A 20,046-nucleotide genomic window follows, 5' to 3' on the forward strand; every position below is an offset into this window, starting at 1 on the left:
CCCACGCGGGGGGCGTCCCGGCCGCGTGGGCGACCCGGGCACCAGCGGCGGCGTCGGCACGCGCGGCGCCCGAGGGTCCGGCTGCGGCCGCGACACCTGCGGAGGTGTCTCCCGCATCTCGTGCGCCGACTCGCGGACCGGCGCGGTGATCGGCGGGATCTCCGAGGTCACCTCGGCGGCCTGTTCGCGGATCCGCTCCCGGATGTGCCGGCCCTCGTGGTAGAGGTCGACCGGGCGCCGGGTCTCGACCGTGGGCTTGCGCGTGGACGGCGCCTCGGGCTCCCGGTCGGTCTCGGATTCGGGTTCGGACTCCTCGGCCGCGCGCGCGATGCCCAGCTCGCGCGGGTCCTCGTCGTGGCGGGCATGCCGCCCGCGCGTCTCGTCCGTTTCGTCGGCCATGTGTGACTCCCCGTCAGGCCCGGAAGACGTGCCGGCGGATGGCCGCCGCGTTGGAGAAGATCCGGATGCCGAGCACGACCACCACGCCGGTGGACAGCTGTGCGCCGACGCCCAGTTTGTCGCCGAGAAAAACGATCAGCGCGGCGACGACCACGTTCGACAGGAACGAGACCACGAACACCTTGTCGTCGAAGATGCCGTCGAGCAGTGCGCGCAGTCCGCCGAAGACCGCGTCCAGCGCGGCCACCACCGCGATGGGCAGGTACGGCTCCAGCTCGTGCGGGATCACGGGTCGGGCGAGATACCCGACCACGACCCCGAGGACCAGGCCGAGGACCGCGATCACTGTTTACCCTTTCGTTCGGACGGCTTCTGCGAGCCGGTCGGCGGGGCCGAACCGCTCGGCGGCGGCCCGCCGCGGCCCGAAGGCGTGGCGGGCGGTGTGTTCGGCGTCGGCTTCGCCGGCGCACTCGGCGGCGGACTCGCGGGCGCGCTGCCCGGTACGTCCGCGTAGCGCAGCGAGGTACCCAGCGCGGCGGGCAGCTTGAGCTTCTTCTGTGCGCTCAGGTTGACCCGGATCCCGAAGTTCTCTTGCAGCTGGCGCAGATAGCGTCCGTCCGCGCCGACCATGAACTCGACCTGCATCGGCTTCGCGTCACCGATCGCCAGGATCGTATACGGCGGAGCCAGCGGCCGGTTGTCGACCAGGATCGAGGCGCCCGCGGCGCGGATCGCCGACAGCGCGGTCAGCCGCTGGTTGTTGATCGAGATGGCCTCGGCACCGGCCTTCCACAGGCCGTTCACCAGTCGCTGGAGGTCGCGGTCCAGGATCCGGCCGTTCGCGGCCGCCTCGGCCTGGCGCGGATCGGTCGAGCCGTCCGAGTTGTCCGATCCCTTGGCGTCGTCCGCGATCACCTTCAGGCCGGGTCCCTCGACCGGGTCGGATCCGGTGAGCAGCGCGAGCAGTTGGACCCGGTCCTTGGCGCCCTTGGGCAGCGAGACCTCCTGGATCGCGTCGACCTCGTCGCGCAACCGCTCGACGGCGGCCGTGAGCGAGTCCACCTCGGCCTCGTCGGTGTGGATCCGGTCCACCAGTTGGTGGCGCTCCCGCTCGGCCTGCGGAGCCGCGGCATGCACCTTCATCGCGGCGACCATCAAAATCATCGCGATCAGCGCGACGCCGACCACGGCCAGCACGCGGGCCAACGGGCCCTTGTTCATCCCGGTGTCGCCGCGCACCGCACGGCGGGCCGTGGCCTCCGCGTAGCCCGCGTCCAGGCTGTTCGTCATCATGTCCACGAGCAGGGACATCGAGGCGTCCGGCCGCCTGTACCGGCTCGTGCCTGGTGTCTCCCGCGATGACATGCGCCCCATCGTTCCATGCCCGACGGAGTGCTCGACGCAGGGTCCGACACCGGTTCCGGCCGCGGATCGCAGCAGGCGATCCACGGCCGGGGAAGACCCTACAAGACCGTTGCCGGGCCCGCTCGGGTCGGCGGGCCCGGAGCGTGCGGTCAGTCGCCCGCGTGTTCCACGACCCGGCTCCACTCGTCCAGGAGTTCGTCCGCGGCGTCGTCGTCCGGGCCCTCGGCCCACACGTGGGTGACCGCCTCGGCCGGGTCCGGCAGCACCAGCGCCCAGCGGCCGTCGGCCTCCACGACCCGCACGCCGTCGGTGGTGTCGATCTCGCGGTCGCCCGCCGCCTCCACGACCCGGCGCATGACCATGCCCTTGGCCGCCCACGGCGTCGGCACGTCCCGCCGGCGCACGTGGGCGCGCGGGATGCGCGCGTCGATCTGGCTCAGCGTCAGCTGGGTCCGGGCGACCAGCCCGATCAGCCGGACGAACGCGGCCGTGCCGTCGAAGACGGTGCTGAACTCGGGGATCACGAACCCGCCGCGGCCGTCACCGCCGAAGATCGTGTCGTCGGACATGGCCACCCGCGCGAGGTCGTCCGGCGACGTGGTGGTCCACTGCACCTGGACCCCGTGATAGGCGGCGACCTGCTCGGCGATCCGGGTCGTGGTCACCGGCAGCGCGATCTTCCCGCCGCCGCGCTCGGCCGCGACGCAGTCCAGCAGTACCAAGAGCGCGCGGTGGTCGTCGATGATCCGCCCCCGCTCGTCCACCAGCGACATGCGCTCGCCGACCGGGTCGAACCGCACGCCGAAACCGGACTTGGAGGAGGCCACGATCTCGCCCAGCCGCAACAACCCCTCGTGCCGCTCGTCCGCGGTCTCGGTGGGCCGGGCGTCGTCCAGGCCGGAGTTGACGGTGAGTGCGTCGATGCCCAGCCGGCCCAGGATACTGGGCAGCAGCAGGGCGGCGTTGCCGTGCGCGGCGTCCACCACCACCTTGAGCCCGGACTCGGGCACGCCGGTGATGTCCAGGGCCTTCAGCAGCGAACCCGAATAACTGTCGAACGGTCGTGCGGGGAAGGTCAGTTCGCCGATCTCGCCGGGGAACGCGCGGCGATACTCCTGGCGGGAGAAGACCCGGTCGAGCTTGCGCTGGGCGGCCTGCGACAGGTCCGCCCCGCGCTCGTCGAAGAACATGATGTCCACCGAGTCCGGCACCCCCGGCGTGGTGCGGATCATGATCCCGCCGGCCGAGCCGCGCGCGGTCTCCTGACGGGCCACCGGCATCGGCACGTTCTCCAGGTCGCGCACGTTGATCGCGGATGTCTGGAGCGCGGAGATGACCGCCCGCTTGAGCGCCCGGGCGCCGCGCGAGTGGTCACGCGCGGTGGTGACGGTGGCGCCCTTCTTGAGCGTGGTGGCGTAGGCGCCTGCCAGGCGCACCACCAGCTCGGGGGTGATCTCGACGTTGAGGATGCCGGAAACCCCACGCGGGCCGAACAGGTACTTCTGCCCGCGCGACTCCCAGATCACCGACGTGTTGACGACCGCGCCGGCCTCGATCGTCTTGAACGGGTAGATCCGCACGTCCCCGGAGACCAGGGACTCCTCCTCGATCAGGCACTCGTCGCCGATCACCGCGCCCTCTTCGATCCGGGCTGCGCGCATGACGTCGGTGTTCTTGCCGATCACGCAGCCACGCAGATTGGTCTGCGGGCCGATGTAGACGTTGTCGTGCACGACCGCCTTGTGCAGGAAGGCACCGCGCTTGACCACGACGTTGGAGCCGAGCACGGTGTGCTCGCGGATCTCCACGCCGCCCTCGACCTTGGCGTAGTCGCCGATGTACAGCGGGCCCTTGAGGACCGCGTCCCGGTCCACCTCGGCGCCCTCGGCGACCCATACGCCCGGGGAGAGCTCGAAGCCGTCGACGTCCACGTCGACCTTGCCGGTGAGCACGTCGGCCTGCGCCTTGAGGTAGCTCTCGTGCGTGCCCACGTCCTCCCAGTAGCCCTCGGCGACGTAGCCGTAGATCGGCTTGCCCTCCTTGAGCAGCTTCGGGAACACGTCGCCCGACCAGTCCACGGACACGCCCGCGGCGACATAGTCGAAGACCTCGGGCTCCATCACGTAGATGCCGGTGTTGACGGTGTCCGAGAAGACCTGACCCCAGGTCGGCTTCTCCAGGAATCGGTCCACCCGACCCTCGTCGTCGATGATCGTGATGCCGAACTCGAGGGGGTCGGGCACCCGGGTCAGGCATACCGTGACCATCGCGCCCTTGGCCCGGTGGTACTCCACCAGCGCGGTGAGGTCGAAGTCGGTGAGCGCGTCGCCGGAGATGACCAGGAACGTGTCGTCCTTGAGCGCCTCCTCGGCGTTCTTGACGCTGCCCGCGGTGCCGAGCGGGGTTTCCTCGTTCGCGTATGTCAGGGTCATCCCGAGTTCTTCGCCGTCGCCGAAGTAGTTGCGCACGAGCGACGCGAGGAACTGCACGGTGACCACGGTCTCGGAAAGCCCGTGCCGCTTCAGGAGCCGCAGCACGTGCTCCATGATCGGCCGGTTCACCACCGGCAGAAGCGGCTTGGGCATGCTGGAGGTCATCGGGCGCAGGCGGGTGCCCTCGCCTCCGGCCATGACGACGGCCTTCATCGGTCTCGTCCTCCTATCGCGTCACACCACCCGCACCCACGGCGGAACTGCCGGGGCCGGGTGGCGTGCCTTCAGTACGTGGTGATCGCCTTGGTGTCCGGCGATCCCTGCGCTACCCGGCGGTCGCTGCGCGACTCGCCTTGTCCGCGGCCACGAGGCGTTTGGCCTGGGCTGCGTAGAGGACTCCTGCCCACCAGTACAGCGCAGTACCCCACCAGGCGAACGCCCATCCGAAGATCGCGGCGAGAGTTGCGACACGTCCGGTGCCGTCGCTGAGCAGCAACAGCGGGAACGCGTACATCAGATTGAAGGTCGCGGCCTTGCCGACGAAGCTGACCGAGAGCGCGCCATAGCGGTGGCGGCGCAAAATCAGCAGTACCACGCCCATGAACAGTTCGCGGCCCAGGATGATCGCGGTCAGCCAGATCGGCAGGATCTCGCGCCAGGTCAGGCCGACCAGGGTGGCCAGCACGTAGAGCCGGTCCGCGGCCGGGTCCAGGATCGCGCCGACCTTGCTGACCTGGTTCCACCTGCGGGCCAGCTTGCCGTCGAGGTAGTCGCTGATCCCGCTGAGCATGAGCAGCGCCAGTGCCCACAGGTCGTGCTTGGGGCCGCCGAATTCGGGCGCCAGGATGAGCCACAGGAAGACCGGGACGCCGAGCAGGCGCGCGAAGCTGAGCGCGTTGGGGATCGTCAGGACCCGGTCGCTGGGAGCGTCCACGCCGCCGTCCCGGGGCTGCGGCGGCGCCGCGTCCACGTGGGCCTCCACGGGGCCTCTGCTTTCTGCCGGTGGGCCTTCTCGTACTGGGTCCGACTCGTTCGGTATGCGCTGTCCAGCCTAGTGACGCACGGATCCGCTGCTCACCGGGTCCGGGTCCGGGTCCGGGTCGGGCGTGGACGGCTCGGCGACCGGCTCGGCGAGCGTGGGCAGCGGGGTACGATCGCGCAGGATGCGCCAGACCAGGATCAGGGTCAGCGCGATACCGGCGAACAGGTAGCCGTTGCCGAGCACGAACTCGATCGGCGTCCAGTGCCGTTCCCGGCCCTCGTCCCGCGGGGCGAGCCAGATCAGGCCCCAGGGTTGGAGGGTGCGCGAGCCATCCCAATCGCCGTACACGTTCAGCCGCATCGGCCACGCGGCGAAGAACACGAAGAACGTGCCGGTCAGCCACCACCACAGTGGTCGGGCGCGGGTCAGCGCGGTGTGCGCGAGAAGGACGAACGCGGGCACCACCCAGACCCAGTGATGCGACCACGAGATGGGCGACACGATCAGCGACAGGCCGCCGGTGATCACCACGCCGACCAGTTCGTGGCCGCGCAGCGAGGCGCGGGCGGCGGCCACCAGGCCGAGCGCGCCCACCAGTAGGCAAAGCAGGAACCACAGCGCCGAGGCCGCACCGCCGTCACCGAGCATCCGGGTGAACATGCCCTGCACGGACTGGTTGTTGAGGGTGCCCACGCTGAGCTTGTCGTTGACCTTGCCGCTGATCGACGCGAGGTGCGACCAGTAGTAGACGGACGCGGTCGGCGCGGCGGCCAGGCCCACCAGGATGGTCCCCAGGAACGCGCCGCCGGCCACCGCGGCGGCCCGGAACCTGCGGGTGATCAGCAGGTAGACGATGAAGATCGCGGGGGTGAGCTTGAGCCCGGCCGCGATGCCGACCCCGATGCCCTTGTATCGGCGGCTGTCCGGGAGCCCCAGGTCGAGCACGATCAGCGCCAGGAGCAGCAGGTTGATCTGCCCCCACACGAGCGTCCACTCCACCGGCTCCAGCCACAGCACCACGGCGAAGGTGGTCGCGCTGACGCCGAACCGGCCCAGGCCGCGTCGGTAGCCGAGCATGCCCCACGCGGACCAGACCACGGCGAACAGCGACAGCAGGTTCACGATCGCCATGAACCACTTGAGACCGGCGAAGCCCAGCGGCAGCAGGATGTAGAAGAGCAGCCCGGACAACGGCGGGTAGATGAACGGCAGTTTGTTGTCGTTCCACTTGCCGTAGTTCTCGGTATAGATCGCGTCGCCGTCGCGGAACGCGTGCGCGGCGTCGTGGTAGACGCTCAGGTCGAGCATGTGCCACATGTCGCGGCGGCCGAGGTGGGTCCACAACACCCACAGACCGAGCGACAGCGCCAGCAGGAGGCCGCCGACGAGCGCGACACGACCCGGTCGACGGGGTTCCCGGCTGCGCTCGTGCCCGAACGGGACGCGGGGCGCGAGCGTCAGGAGCTCGCGGCAGGAGGTCACGAGCACGTGGGGGAAGGACATGTCGGTCGGGGACTCCACAACTGCACGGTTCAATGGGCGCCTGGCCGGGTGGCGCCGGGTCAGGATATCCACACGGTCGGATCGGCCCCGCCCGGTGCCTGGTTGCCGGGAACCGGCGAATGCTCCCGAAGGCGACTCGGGATGCTTCAGGCCCTGGCCGGAGCCGGGGTGGTGTTGCCCGGGGCCGTTCGGCCCAGCGGTTCCGGCGGGTCGAGCGTAACGGCTTCCGCGGTGCGACTCGCCCATTTTCGTCGGGCCGCCGGCACGCCCACCGCGATCGTGATCTGTGCAGCGAGCCCGGCCAGAGTGTACGCGTCGGCGAGCACCGGATCCCACCCGGCGAGCCAGTCGCGACCGTCGCCGTCGGGGATCTGCCGGATCAGCCCGGTCGGGACCGGGAGTTCCACCCGACGACCGGGGACCGCGACGGTCGGCGCGACCGGGGCGAGCGCGGCCGGCCCGTCCGGGATCCGGATCCGGATCCGGCCGAATCGGCGGCGGGTGGTGGCGGCCGATGTCACGACCAGGACGGCGCAGTGCCGGGAGACGTCCGAGTTCGCGCCGGGTGCGACATGACGTCTCGGGCATGGACCTGATCGTGCCATCGGACGCGCCCGCCCGATTACTCCGTACTACTCCGCTTGGGTCACATTGCTGTGCTCTTGCGACGATTACCGGGCATTGGTGCGGCTTCGCCGGCTACGCCCGGTTCTCCCCCGGCTTCGCCTCCCGCTTGTCCTCCTGCGCGCGGGCCCGCGACCGTCCCACCTCGGCGTAGAACCGGAGCACGTCGAGGTCGTCCACCGAGCCGGGATTGACCGCGTCCTCCAGCCGACGGCCCTGGAGCAGCTTCTTGACCGGGATCTCGATGCGCTTGCCGGTGAGGGTGTGCGGCACACCCGGCGCCGCGATGATCTCGTCCGGCACGTGGCGCGGCGAGACCTCCTCGCGGATCACCGTGCGGATCCGAGCCTTGAGCGCGTCGTCGAGGGTGTGTCCGGGCGCGGTGACCACGAACAGCGGCATCCAGTAGCCGCCGTCGGGCAGTTCCAGGCCCACCACGAGCGACTCGCGCACCTCGGGCAGGCGTTCGACCGCCTCGTAGATGTCGCTGGAGCCCATCCGCACGCCCTGCCGGTTCAGCGTCGAGTCGGAGCGGCCGTGCACCACGATGGTGCCGCGCTCGGTGAGGGTGATCCAGTCGCCGTGCCGCCACACGCCCGGGTAGGTGTCGAAGTAGCTGGCCCGGTAGCGCTCGTCCTGGGGGTCGTTCCAGAAGTACACCGGCATCGAGGGCATCGGCTGGGTGATCACCAACTCGCCCACCTCGTCCACCACCGGTCGGCCGGCCTCGTCCCACGCCTCGACCGCGCAGCCCAGCGCACGGCACTGGATCTCGCCGAGGTACACCGGCAGGTCCGGGCTGCCGCCGACGAAGGCGCTGCACACGTCGGTGCCGCCGCTGACCGAGGCCAGCCACGTGTCCGCGCCCACCGCGTCGTAGATCCAGCGGAAGCCGTCCGGCGGGAGCGGCGAACCGGTGGTACCGATCGCCCGGACCCGGCTCAGGTCGTGGGTCGCGCGCGGGGTCAGCTCGTTCTTGCGGCAGGCCATCACGTACGCGGCGGAGGTGCCGAACCAGGTCGCCTTCGCCCGCTCGACCACGGTCCACTGCGCGTCGGGGCCCGGGTAGCCGGGGCTGCCGTCGTAGAGCACGATCGTGCTGCCCGCGAGCAGGCCGCCGACCAGCATGTTCCACATCATCCAGCCGGTGGAGGTGTACCAGAAGAACCGGTCGTTCGGGCCCAGGTCGAGCTGGAACGCGGCCTGCTTGAGGTGTTCGAGCACGATGCCGCCATGGCCCTGGACGATCGCCTTGGGCAGGCCGGTGGTGCCGGAGGAGTACAGAATCCACAGCGGGTGGTCGAAGCCGACCTGCTCGAAGTCGAAGTCGGCAACGGCCGCGTCGCGCCCGATCACCTGGGCCCACGGGAGCACGTCGGCCGGCGCCGGCTCGTCGAGCAGCGACACATGCAGCACGTGTCGCACGGTCGGCAGGCCCTCGCGTAGATCGGCGACCACGTCGGCGCGGCGGATCTCCTTGCCGCCGTAGCGGTAGCCGTCCACCGCGATCAGCACGACCGGCTCGATCTGCTGGAACCGGTCGAGCACGCTGCGCGCCCCGAAGTCGGGCGCGCAGGCCGACCAGACCGCGCCGATGGACGCGCACGCGAGCAGCCCGATCACCGCGTGCGGGGTGTTGGGCACATAGGCCGCCACCCGGTCGCCGGGTTGCACGCCCAGCTCGCGCAGGGTCTCCGCACACGAGGCGACCTGGCGGCGCAGCTCGGCCCAGGAGATCTCGCGCGGGAGCAGTTCCTCGTCCAGGTACACGATCGCGGCCCGCTCGGGGTCGCCGTCCGCGGCGTGCCGCAGCACCTGCTGCGCGTAGTTGAGGCGGGCGTCGGGGAACCAGCGGGCGCCGGGCATGGTCCGCTCGGCCAGCACCACCTCCCGGTCGCCCAGGTCCAGCTCGAACCAGTCGCACAGCGAGGCCCAGAACGCCTCGGGCTCGGTGGTCGACCAGGCCCACAGTTGTGCGTAGTCTTCGGCCCGGACGCCGCGTTCGGCGCCGAGCCACTCGCGATAGCGGGTGACCGCCGCGGCGGCGACCCGTTCGGCCGACGGCTGCCACAGCAGTTCGGCCCGCTCGCTCGATTCCGTCATGTCGTAAGTCCCCTCCGCGCGATGTGCCCCCCGACCCTGCCATCTCGCGCCCCGGCGCGCATCCCCCGGGCGGGTCGCAAAAGGATCTTCGTGGACACTCTGGACGCGCCGCGCCGAACGCGGGATGTTACCGACGGGAAACAAGTCCGGCAGAGGAGCCCGCATGCCCACCACGGACGGCACCGCCACGGACCGCGAGCGCGTCGCGGAGCGGCTGCTCGCCGCGTCGCACGCGCACGCGTTCGACCCGATCACCGACATCGACTGGGACGCACCGCTGGTCGACGGCGCGTTCTTCCTGCCCGCACACCGGGTCAGCCTGTACGGCACGCCGATCTGGGAGCGGATGAGCGAGCGGCAGCGGATCGATCTGTCCCGGCACGAGGTGGCCTCGATGGCCAGTGTCGGCATCTGGTTCGAGGTCGTGCTGATGCAGTTGCTCATCCGGCACGTCTACGACCGTCCGCTGACCTCGCGACACGTGCAGTACGCGTTCATGGAGATCGCCGAGGAGTGCCGGCACTCGACCATGTTCGGCACCTTGATCGACAAGCTGGACTGCCCCGAGTACGGGCCCGGGCCGTACGCGCACATGGCGGCGCGGGTGATGAAGACGCTCGGCTCGGGCGTGCAGGCCTTCGCGATGGCGTTGATCGCCGAGGAGGTCCTGGACACGATGCAGCGCGAGATGATGGCCGACGAGTCGCTCCAGCCGATCACCCGACAGACCGCGCGCATCCACGTGGTCGAGGAGGCCCGGCACGTGCGTTACGCACGCGACGAGGTGGCCCGCGGCGCGCCGCACATGTCGCGGACCGAGCGGGCGATCACCCGCCTCGCGCTGGCCCGGGCCGCGCACATCATCGCCACCCGCCTGGTGCACCCGGGCGTGTACACGGCGGTGGGCCTGGACGCGGATCGGGCGTGCCGGGCGGCGCGGGCGAATCCGCACCGGCTGGACGCCCTGGGCCACTGGTCGCGGCGGCTGATCGCGTTCTACGACGAGCACGGCCTGCTCGGCGGACCGGGGCAACGGTTGTGGCGGGCCTCGGGCCTGATGGGACGTCAGATATAACGTCGGGCCGGGCGCCCGGGCGCCGGCGGGTGTGACCGTAAATACCCCGGTCGGGTTGGCGCACGGAACTGACGATCCGTCAGACTGTGGTCCGTACACACATCGGACGAGACGGCCAGACGAGTTGGAGGGCCCCGTGACGAAGGACCACAAGCCCGTGGTCCCCGGTTGGTTCACCACGTCCGGGGAGGACTTCTCCCTCCTCGGCACCCGGTGTACCGCCTGTGGGACCGTGTTCTTCCCGCGCCAGGAGACGTTCTGCAGCAACCCGGCGTGTGCCGGCTCCGAGTTCGCCGAGGTGCCGCTGTCCCGGCGCGGCACGGTGTGGTCCTACACGAACGCCGGTTACCGCCCGCCGGCCCCGTTCGTGTCCGACCCGGACACCGAGTGGCATCCGTTCACCATCATCGCGGTGCGCCTGGAGGCCGAGGGCCTGATCGTGCTCGGCCAGGGCGCGCCCGGGGTCGGCGTGGACGACCTGAAGGTCGGTGTCGAGGTCGAGATCGTGCCCGGCGTGCTGTACGAGAACGACGAGCACGTCTACACGACGTGGAACGTGCGGCCCGTGGAGGTCAAGGCATGAGCACCGACCGCGAGATCGTCGTCCTGGGTGCGGGCATGCACCCGTGGGGCAAGTGGGGCCGCAACTTCGTCGAATACGGCGTCAAGGCCGCGCAGGACGCGCTGAAGGACGCCGGCCTGGCCTGGCGGGACATCCAGTTCGTGGCCGGCGCGGACACCATCCGCAACGGCTACCCCGGCTTCGTCGCGGGCGCCACCTTCGCCCAGGCGCTCGGCTGGACCGGCGCGCGCATCTCCAGCTCCTACGCGGCCTGCGCATCCGGCTCGCACGCGATCGCGAGTGCCCGCGCGCAGATCCTCGCGGGCCTGTGCGACGTCGCACTCGTGGTCGGCGCGGACGCGGCCCCCAAGGGCTTCTTCGCGCCGGTCGGCGGCGACCGCCCGGACGACCCGGACTGGGTGCGCTTCCACGTGCTCGGCGCGACCAACCCGGCCTACTTCGGGCTGTACGCGCGGCGCCGGATCGACCTCTACGGTGCCTCGGTCGAGGACTTCGCCCGGGTCAAGGTCAAGAACGCGCGCAACGGGCTGGCCAACCCGAACGCGCGCTACCGCAAGGCGTTCACGATGGAGGACGTCGCGGCGTCGCCGATCGTGTGCGACCCGCTGCGCCTGATGGACATCTGCGCCACCTCCGACGGCGCGGCGGCGGTCGTGTTGTGCAGCAAGGAGTTCGCCGCCCGACACACCACCTCCCCGGTGCGGATCTCGGCGGTCTCCACGGTCACTCCGACCTTCCCGAGCGCGCTGATCGAACTGCCCGACATCGCCACCGACTCCTCGGTGGCGGTGGCCCCGAACGAGTTGTCCTTCCGCGCGTCGCTGGCACACGCGGCCTACCAGGAGGCGGGCATCGGCCCGGAGGACCTGAGCCTGGCCGAGGTCTACGACCTGTCCACCGCGCTGGAGCTGGACTGGATCGAGGACCTGGGCATCTGCGCGCGCGGCGAGGCGGAGAAGCTGCTTCGCGACGGCGCGACCGAGATCACCGGCCGGATCCCGGTGAACGCCTCCGGCGGCCTGGGCTCGTTCGGCGAGGCGGTGCCGGCCCAGGCGATCGCCCAGGTCTGCGAACTCACCTGGCAGCTGCGCGGCGAGGCGGGCGAGCGCCAGGTGCCCGGCGCGACGGTGGGCATCACCGCCAACCAGGGCCTGTTCGGACACGGTTCGTCGATCATCGTCACCCGGTAGCGCCGGCTCGGGTTCACCGAAACGGTCTCGGGGTCGACGGGTCCTCGGCACTGCCGACCCCGTCGACTCCGGGATCGTTTCCGTTTCAGCGGAGGGTTGTATGGGATTTCCGGACGACATCGGCGTGGTCGACCTGCTGATGGGCCTGCCCAACCGCGATCGGCGCTGGTGGGCGACCGCGATGGCGGGCACGTTGCGGGACCAGGACAGCCGGACCGGGATGACCCATCCGGCCGGGTACATGTTCAAGGACCTGCCCGAGATGGAGCGCACCGATTCCTCGGCCGAGGACCTGCTGCGCGAGATGGACCGGTTCGGCGTGGAGAAGGCGCTGATCCCGGTCTCGTTCGAGGACGAGGACACGCTGGAGGCGGTACGCCGGCACCCGGATCGGCTGCTCGGCAGCTTCCAGGTCGATCCCACCGACGTGATGGCGGGCGTGCGCGGGCTGCGCCGGGCGCGCGAGGAGGCGGGCGTGCTGGCCGCGACCTTCTTCCCGTGCGGGTGCACACCCCCGGTGCCGATCGACGACCGGCTGGCCTATCCGCTCTACGCGACCTGTGTCGAGCTGGGTCTGCCGGTGTTCGTGAACGCGGGCATCCCCGGGCCTCGGGTGCCGGCCGCCGCGCAGGAGGTGATGCGCTTCGACCGGGTCTGCTACGACTTCCCCGAGCTCACGGTGGTGATGCGGCACGGCGGCGAGCCGTGGTGCGACCTGGCGGTCAAACTGATGCTCAAGTGGCCGGGGCTGCACTGGTCCTCGTCGGCGTTCGCGCCCAAGCACTACCCGCGCGCGATCGTCGACTACGCGAACACGCGCGGGGCCGACAAGATCTGCTACGCGGGCTACTTCCCGTACGGCCTGACCCTGGATCGCATCTTCGCCGAGTTGCCCGGTGTCGGGTTCAAGGATGAGGTGTGGCCGAAGTTCCTGCGCACCAACGCGCTGCGGATCCTGGGCCGGTAACCGGCCGACCGGCGGGCGCAGGGCCACCCGGCACGCCGATCAGCCGGCCGTCGGCGCCAGTGCCAGCGCCGCCTCGATCGGGTCGGCGTTCGGGCGCGGGTCGACGACCGCCAGGACCGGGACCGTGACACCCGCCTCGACGTAGCGGGCGATCCCCGCCCGGCACTTCGCCGGGCTGCCGTGCACGATCAGGTCGTCCACGACCGCGTCCGGAACCAGTTCCAGGGCCCGTTTGCGGTCGCCCTCCGCCCAGGCCGCCCACATCGGCGCGAGTTCCTCGCCACGCCCGAGCCAGCGGTGGAAGTCGGCGTACACCGGCACGGTCAGGTAGCTCGTGATCATCCGCCGGCCGATCGCCCGTGCGGTGTCCCGGTCCTCGATCGGCAGCACGAAGATCCGCGCGACGATCTCCTTGTCCGGTCCGCCCTCGTGCACGTACGGCACCACCCGCTTCACGTCCTCGGCGGAGAGCCAGTTCAGGATCGCGCCGTCCGCCTCCCGCCCGGCCAGGCGCAGCATCCCCGGGCGCAGCGCCGCGACCAGGATCGGCGGCGGGCTCTGCGGCGGCCGGGACAGCCGGAAGCCGCGCACCGCGAAGGTCTCGTACTTCTCGGTCACCTTCTCCCCCGCGAACGCCGCGCGCAGGAACCGTACGGTGTCGCGCACCCGCTGGTAGGGCCGGTCGAAGCTCGCGCCGTTCCAGGACTCGACGATCGGCGCGGAACCGGCGCCCACCCCCAGGCGGAATCGGCCCGGAGCCACCTCGGCCAGCGCCGCGGCGGTCATCGCCAGCGTCGCCGGGCCGCGCGTGTAGGGCGAGACGATCGCGGTGCCCAGGCGCACCTCGGGGTCGGCCAGTGCGGCGACGGTGAGCGGCGTGAAGCCGTCGAGGCCATCCACCTCGGCCGACCAGATGTCGGTGTAGCCGGCCGTGCGCAGTTCGCGGATCAGGCGCGGGTGCTCGGCGAGCGGGGCATTCAGCGGGACGGTGATGCCGTGGGCGGGCGGGCTCATGCGTACTCCTCCGCAGTCCTGATGGTCCATCAGGACTACCACAGCCGGCGAGCCCGGGACCGGCGGCCCGGCCGGGGCTCGTCGGGTGGCCGAGGCGTGTGCGGCGTTCGGCGCCGACTTCGCGCTCGGGATGGTCATGTTGTCGCCCGACGCACGCTGCGCGGACCTGTTCGCCCGCTGCGCCGAGATCATCGCGCAGGCCGGGGCGCGCGGCGGTCGAGTTCCTGCCCTTCACCCCGATCGCCACGATCGCCGACGCCCGCACCCCGGTGGCACACGCCGGGACCGCGAACTCCGGTGTCCCGGTCGACGCGTGGCACTTCTTCCAGGGCCCGGACACGTGGGCCACGCTCGCCGAGCTCTCGGTCGCCGAGATCGCCCATGTGCAGATCGACGACCACCCGGAACTGCTGCCGGCGGGCCCGGATTTCCATCCGGAGTGCATGTCGCGCCGGGTCATGCCGGGCGACGGGGTGTTCCCGGGCGTGTTCCGGGACGCGTTGTCGGCCAAGGGGTACCGACGGACCGGTCGGCGTCGAGGTGATCGATGCCGGGCTGGTCGCGCTCGGTGCAGCGGAGTACGCGCGGCGCCACGCGGGCGGCGGTACGGCGACCCTGGACCTGACGGATGGTCAGGCCGGTGGTTCGTCGGGGACGTGCGACTCGGCCACCATCGTCGGTTCGGCGGACGGACAGGGTGCGGACGGGCAGGGTGCCGATGCCCGGGAGGCGGCTGCGGACCGGGCCCGATCACCGTCGGGGTGCGGCGTGTTGCCCCCGCCGGGCGAAGCACACCGACCGGGCGTCACAACCCCTGATCGGGCGCGTCCCGCGGCGCCGTCGCCTGAAAGGCCGCGAACAGCGGTACGTAGCCGGACGCGTCCATCACCACACACGCGAAGGGCCGGTCGAAGGCCACCCGCCGCCGGGCCGGTTCCGGCTCGTGGCTCATCCAGTCCAGGGTGATCGTGGTCACCGAGGTGGCCTCGACACCCTCCTCGGCGATCCGCAGCAGCGACTCCTGGACCACCTGGTCGATCCGCACCGGCTCGTTCGTCATCGCGCCGAAGTCCGCGTCGTCGGTCAACGCGGTCTCCACCCCCAGATCGATCAGATGCGGCACCACATCCAGCCGGGTGCGCAGTTCGAAGCGTGGCAGCCGCACCTCGACGTCCTCGCCCTCGTACGCCTTTCCCGTGTCGCGCGGCGCCCACGCGGCGGTGATCACCGACGCCGGCGGCGCATGCTCCGGGCCGAGCGCGAACCGCACCCGGGCGGACTGCTCCCCCGCGCACAGCAATTCGACCACGGTGACCTCGCCGTCCCGGCCGGAAATCGCCCACACGTCCGCGGCCGGCACCTCGCGCTGCATCGTCGGCACGCGGGTGTGCGTACCGTCCGCGGCGTGGAAGTGCAGGTCGTGCGTCCTCGCCACGTCGAACTCCTCGCGCCAGCGGGCCCGCAGCGCGAGCGCGTTGATCAGGACCACGCGAGTCGATGCGTCGAGTTCGACGGGTATCCGCTCGATCAGCCCGTCGGTGGCCCGCGCGACCCACGCGTCCAGCTCGTCCTGCGCCCGCAACGCGCCGAACCCGATCTCCGGCAGCGCCGCGCGGAAGCCCTCGCGCAGCGGCGACACGCTCCACACCCCGGTCGCCACCGCCAGCGCCTCGGTGCCGGCCAGATCACGCGCGGCCGCGCTCACCACCGGCGCCGACTCGCGCCACGCCAGGCCGACCAGATCGGCGAGTTCCTCCGCGGTGTCGCCCTCCGCTCCGGTGGCCACCGCCGCGAGCGCGAGCCACAGACCGGTCGGCGAGCACACCACGTCGCCGCCGGCCGCCCGCACCCGGGGGTCGCTCAGCATCGAGTCGAGCCAGCGCGAGGCCAGTTCCCTTACGGTGCCCGCGTGTTCACGCAGAGCCGGTTCCATCTGATCACCTTCGTCGTCGCCGCGTCGTCGCTGCCCGGAGTTGTTCGGTGTCCCCCGGCCGGAGGGATGTATTCCTCCCGACCGTAGTGTCGTGTGCCATGAACGACTTCGGCGGGGACCTGGAGCTGCGCAGGCTGATCGACCGTCAGGCCATCCACGACGTCGTCCTGCGGTACTGCCGGGGGGTCGACCGGATGGACCTCGACGCCGTCCGCGCGTGCTACCACCCCGACGCCACCGACGAGCACGGCAGCTTCATCGGGACGGTGGACGAATACCTCGCGTGGATCGAGCGATTGCTCCCCCGGTACACCTCGACCATGCATCTCGTCGGCAACCACCTGGTGGAATTCGGCCACGACACGCCCGATCTCGCCCGTTCGGAGACGTACGGAATGGCCTTCCACCGCAGCGCCGACCCGGCGCCGCGCGGCAACCTGATCACCGGCTTCCGCTACATCGACGACTTCGCCCGACGCGACGGCGTGTGGCGGATCGCCCGCCGGGTGGCCACCACCGAGTGGGTCCGGGTCGACGACGCGGCCGGGCAGTGGGCGGTACCCGAGGGCATGCGCACGGGCCGACGGGACCGCACGGACGCGGTGTACGCACCCTTTCCCGCCGACCCGCCCGGTCCGCCCCGCCCTCCCGGCACCAAGCCCTAACCGATCGGCTCCGCCGCGGACTCGGTCGGCCTGCGGAACACCCGGGTCGCGTGGATCTCCCCGACGATCTGCGGCGCGTCCGGCTCCTGCGGCACCGGCAGCCCTGGCCGCAGGTGCTCCTCGACCGAGATGTACTTGAGCCCGGCGCGCAGGTCCGCGTCGTTGCGCAGCCGCACCACCAGCGGAAACTCGGCCAGCGCCGTGGTATCGAACAGGCCGGTCGTGTAGACCAGTTGCACCCCGAGCGCGTCCGCGACCGCGCGTTGCAGCTCCAGCAGATAGGACGCGTTGGCCCGCCCGATCGGGTTGTCCAGGAACAACGTCCCGGCGTGCCGGTGCCGGGCCCGACCACGATCGTTGCTGCGCAGCGCCGCCATCGTGCAGTACAGCGCGATGGCCGCGGTGAGCAGCTGTCCGCCGGAGAACACGTCGCCCATCTGCCCCACCGGCACCCGCTCGGCGCGCAGCACCGAGTCCGGCTTGAGGATCTCCACCTGCACCCCGCGCGGGCGCAGCGCCGCGTGCACGCCGCGCAGGAGCAGCGTCATCCCGTCCCGGCGCACGCCGCCGACCGTGCCGTCCCGACCGCGCTTGATCGTGCGGGTCGCCTCGTCGACCACCTCACCCAGCGCCTCCACCAGGCCCGCCGCATCCGGTTCGTCGAACCGGATGCGCAGGAACTCCTGGCCGGACCACTCGCCGAGTTCCTCCGGCAGCCGGGACAGCCGCTGCGCCGCGCGCAGCGTGGTCAGCGCGGCCTCGACCATGCCGCGCATCCGGTCCACGATGCTGTCCCGGTTGCGCTCGATCTGGCGCAGTTCGTCGGTGAGTACCCGCAGGCGCGGGGCGAACGCGGCCGACCAGGCGGGCGCGTGCTCGGCCAGCGCGGCCGGCGGCAGTTCCCGGATCTGCTGCCGGGCGGGCATCCGGACCTGCTCGAACCGGGTCGCGCCCGCATGCCGCACGAGCGTCTCGGTCCGCTCCCGCACCTGCGCCTCGGCTGCGGACAGGTCGGCCGCGGCGGCACGCAGCGCGCGCCGGCATGTGGTCGCCGCGTCCCGCGCGTCCGCGACCGGGCCCGCGAACGGCGTGGCGGGCGGCTGTTCGGGGTCCACCGGCACGGCCGGCAGCGTGTCCGTGAGCGAGGCCGCCACCTCGCCGAAGGCGCCCGCCGCATGGTCGGCGTCGGTGTGCTCGCGGGCCAGCCGGCCGTGCGTCTCGCGGGCCGAGGTCAGCGCCTCGGTACGAGCGGCGTGTTCGGCGCCGGCGGCGCGCAGCAGTTCCAGCGCGTGCGCGCCGTCTCGGGGCCGCTGCTCCTCGGGCAGATCCAGGTGATGTGCGCGGCCCTCGGCCGGGGCGTGCCGCTCGACCTCGCCACGCAGTCGGCCCAACAGTTCGCTGGCCGCGTCGGCCCGACCCTCCAGGGTGCGTACGTGGTCCTCGGCGCGGCCGGCCGCGGCCAACCGGGACGGACCGTCGGAGCCGTCGAAGCCGTCCAGGAGCTCGGCCGCCTGTCGGCGCACCTTCGCGGTGAGCCGGTCCAGCGTGCTCTGCGCGGCGGTCTCCTCGCTCTCCGCCCGAGCCTGCTCGGCGCGCAGGTCGGCACCCACACCGACCTTCTCGTACAGCGCGCGGGCCGTACGATACGCCTCGCGCAACGCGGGCAACGACGCACGCGCGGCGGCCTCGTCGGCCGGCGCGTCGGCGACCTGCTCCTCCAGCGCCCCGGTGATCTCGGCCCGCTCCTCGCGCAGCGCACGGGCGGTACGCCTGGCGTCGTCGGCGGAGCGCTGCGCCTGCCGGCGGTCCTCGTCCGCGGTCCGGGCCAGCGTGCGGTCCGCCTCGACGCCCGCCTCGTGTTCGCCGGTCTCCTGTTCCAACTCGCGGATCCGACGCGCCCAACCGGCCCGCTCGCGCAGCCGGAAGGCCAGCCCGGCCAGCGCATCCGCCCGACGGCGCGCGGTCTGCGCGCCGTCCATCCGCCGATCGCGCCGGTCCACGGCCTGCGCCCGGGCCTGCTCGGCGCTCACCGCAGCGATCTCCGCGGCCTCTCCCGCTGCCTGTGCGGCGGCCAGTTCCAGCCGCGCCTCGGTGACCGCCGCCAGGAGCGCGTCGAGCCGGCCCGCCGGACACGCGGCCCGCCACGTCGCCAACCGCCCGGCCAGCGCCCGGTCGCCCTCCAGGCGCGCGGCCCGCACCCGGATCGCCTCTTGTCGCTCGCCCGCCCGACGGCGCAGCGCGTCCCGCTCGGTGTCGGCCGCGCGTTCGTCGTGCATCGCCGGGTTCGGCGGCACCAGGAACGTGTCGGGGCGGTCCCGGCCGGGTTCGAGCAACGCCTGTGGGGTGCCCACCGCGACCGCCGAGCGCGGCAGCAGCGCGGCCTCGGCGAGCACGTCCCTGGCCCGGTCCATCGCGTTGTGCATGGTCACGATGACGCCGTCGACCAGCTCGGGGCGGGCCGCCAGCACCGCGGAATGCCGCTCGGCGGGCACCGACTGGGCCAGGTAGCGCCAACCCGGCAGGGCCGGAATGCCGTGCTCGCCCAGGAGTTCGACCGCGGCCAGCACGTCCGGTCCGGCGGGCAGCAGACCGCCGTCGCCGAGCGCGCCCAGGATCCGCGAGTCGTCGGCGGCGCCGGTGCGCAGTTGGAACAGCGTGCGCTCGCCGTCGGTGACCGCCTCGGCGAGCAGTTCGCGCAGCACGTCGGCGGCCCGGTCGAAGGCCCGTGCGGCCTGCTCGCCGACCGCCTCCTCGGCATCGGGACCGAGCAGTTCGCGCACCCGCGGATCGGCCGCGAGCACCGCCGCGTTCGCGTGCACGGCGGCCAGGTCGGCCTCGGCCACACCCAGCCGGTCCGCCGCCCGGGCCGCGGCCAACTCGGCCCGCCCACGCGCCGACTCGGCCTCGCGCACGCCCGCGGCGAGCTGTTCGGCGCTCGCCCGGGCCTCGGCCCACGCGGCGGAGGCGGCCTTCTCCTCGTCCGAGGCGCGCGCGGCGGATTCGGCCGGATCGCCGTCGTCGTCGATCCAACCCGCCTGGACCGCAAGATCGAGTTCGGCGCCCACCTCGGCGAGCCGGCCGCGCAGGTGTGCCGCCTCGCTGCGGGTGCGCTGCGCCTCGGTCGCCGCGGTGGTGGCGGCCCGCTGGGCCCGCTCGCCGCGCTCCTGGAGCTCGGCGGCCCGGCGTTCCTCGGTGTCCGCCCGGCCCTCGG

At 72.1% G+C, this 20,046-nt stretch carries 15 protein-coding genes and 1 pseudogene; 5 read left to right on the plus strand and 11 right to left on the minus strand.

The window, feature by feature from the left end:
* From ABZS54_RS35015 to ABZS54_RS35050, 8 genes and pseudogenes are all read right to left on the minus strand, one after another.
* Window positions 1-399, minus strand: a pseudogene (locus ABZS54_RS35015) (hypothetical protein); the annotation flags it as partial.
* Window positions 400-412: 13 nt separating this feature from the next.
* Window positions 413-745 (minus strand): small basic family protein, encoded by a 333-nt coding sequence (locus ABZS54_RS35020; RefSeq protein WP_020548716.1) that lies wholly within the window; start codon window positions 743-745, stop codon window positions 413-415.
* The gene (locus ABZS54_RS35025; RefSeq protein WP_355545586.1) at window positions 742-1,710 is read right to left on the minus strand and encodes a DUF881 domain-containing protein; all 969 of its coding nucleotides are present in this window, start codon (window positions 1,708-1,710) and stop codon (window positions 742-744) included. Before ABZS54_RS35025 ends, ABZS54_RS35020 begins: the two co-directional genes overlap by 4 nt.
* Window positions 1,711-1,913: 203 nt before the next feature.
* Window positions 1,914-4,409, minus strand: a complete 2,496-nt coding sequence (locus ABZS54_RS35030) for a mannose-1-phosphate guanyltransferase (protein ID WP_355545588.1) — start codon at window positions 4,407-4,409, stop codon at window positions 1,914-1,916.
* Window positions 4,410-4,521: 112 nt separating this feature from the next.
* On the minus strand, window positions 4,522-5,178 hold the full coding sequence (locus ABZS54_RS35035; protein WP_355545590.1) for a CDP-alcohol phosphatidyltransferase family protein: 657 nt from the start codon (window positions 5,176-5,178) through the stop codon (window positions 4,522-4,524).
* Between the two features lie 69 nt (window positions 5,179-5,247).
* Window positions 5,248-6,699 carry a glycosyltransferase 87 family protein gene (locus ABZS54_RS35040; protein ID WP_355545592.1) on the minus strand — a complete coding sequence of 484 codons (1,452 nt, stop codon included), beginning with the start codon at window positions 6,697-6,699 and terminating at the stop codon, window positions 5,248-5,250.
* A gap of 128 nt (window positions 6,700-6,827) precedes the next feature.
* Window positions 6,828-7,202, minus strand: a complete 375-nt coding sequence (locus ABZS54_RS35045; RefSeq protein WP_355545594.1) for a hypothetical protein — start codon at window positions 7,200-7,202, stop codon at window positions 6,828-6,830.
* Between the two features lie 178 nt (window positions 7,203-7,380).
* Entirely contained in the window at window positions 7,381-9,408 is a 2,028-nt protein-coding gene (locus ABZS54_RS35050; protein WP_355545596.1) for an acetoacetate--CoA ligase, read from the minus strand.
* Between the two features lie 163 nt (window positions 9,409-9,571).
* Here ABZS54_RS35050 and ABZS54_RS35055 point away from each other — a divergent pair, with 163 nt between their 5' ends.
* From ABZS54_RS35055 to ABZS54_RS35070, 4 genes are all read left to right on the plus strand, one after another.
* Complete coding sequence (locus ABZS54_RS35055) at window positions 9,572-10,483, plus strand: diiron oxygenase (protein WP_355545598.1); 912 nt, start codon at window positions 9,572-9,574, stop codon at window positions 10,481-10,483.
* 136 nt (window positions 10,484-10,619) lie between these two features.
* Window positions 10,620-11,066, plus strand: coding sequence for a zinc ribbon domain-containing protein (locus tag ABZS54_RS35060; protein ID WP_355545600.1), 447 nt, complete (start codon window positions 10,620-10,622; stop codon window positions 11,064-11,066).
* Window positions 11,063-12,256, plus strand: a complete 1,194-nt coding sequence (locus tag ABZS54_RS35065; RefSeq protein WP_355545601.1) for a lipid-transfer protein — start codon at window positions 11,063-11,065, stop codon at window positions 12,254-12,256. The genes ABZS54_RS35060 and ABZS54_RS35065 overlap by 4 nt, the downstream gene beginning before the upstream one ends.
* 100 nt (window positions 12,257-12,356) lie before the next feature.
* Window positions 12,357-13,223 carry an amidohydrolase family protein gene (locus tag ABZS54_RS35070; RefSeq protein WP_355545603.1) on the plus strand — a complete coding sequence of 289 codons (867 nt, stop codon included), beginning with the start codon at window positions 12,357-12,359 and terminating at the stop codon, window positions 13,221-13,223.
* A gap of 39 nt (window positions 13,224-13,262) precedes the next feature.
* Here the strand turns inward: ABZS54_RS35070 and ABZS54_RS35075 are convergent, their stop codons facing one another.
* Together ABZS54_RS35075 and ABZS54_RS35080 are read right to left on the minus strand one after the other, a co-directional pair.
* Window positions 13,263-14,237 carry an LLM class F420-dependent oxidoreductase gene (locus ABZS54_RS35075; RefSeq protein WP_355545605.1) on the minus strand — a complete coding sequence of 325 codons (975 nt, stop codon included), beginning with the start codon at window positions 14,235-14,237 and terminating at the stop codon, window positions 13,263-13,265.
* Between the two features lie 805 nt (window positions 14,238-15,042).
* Window positions 15,043-16,170, minus strand: a complete 1,128-nt coding sequence (locus ABZS54_RS35080) for a serpin family protein (protein ID WP_355545607.1) — start codon at window positions 16,168-16,170, stop codon at window positions 15,043-15,045.
* 98 nt (window positions 16,171-16,268) lie between these two features.
* Here ABZS54_RS35080 and ABZS54_RS35085 point away from each other — a divergent pair, with 98 nt between their 5' ends.
* Entirely contained in the window at window positions 16,269-16,835 is a 567-nt protein-coding gene (locus ABZS54_RS35085) for a nuclear transport factor 2 family protein (protein WP_355545609.1), read from the plus strand.
* Here the strand turns inward: ABZS54_RS35085 and ABZS54_RS35090 are convergent.
* A partial coding sequence (locus tag ABZS54_RS35090; RefSeq protein WP_355545611.1) for a hypothetical protein occupies window positions 16,832-20,046 on the minus strand: 3,215 nt, incomplete at its 5' end. The genes ABZS54_RS35085 and ABZS54_RS35090 overlap by 4 nt on opposite strands.

This window comes from Embleya sp. NPDC005575 (assembly GCF_040605455.1).
In the GTDB taxonomy this organism is placed as follows: domain Bacteria; phylum Actinomycetota; class Actinomycetes; order Streptomycetales; family Streptomycetaceae; genus Embleya.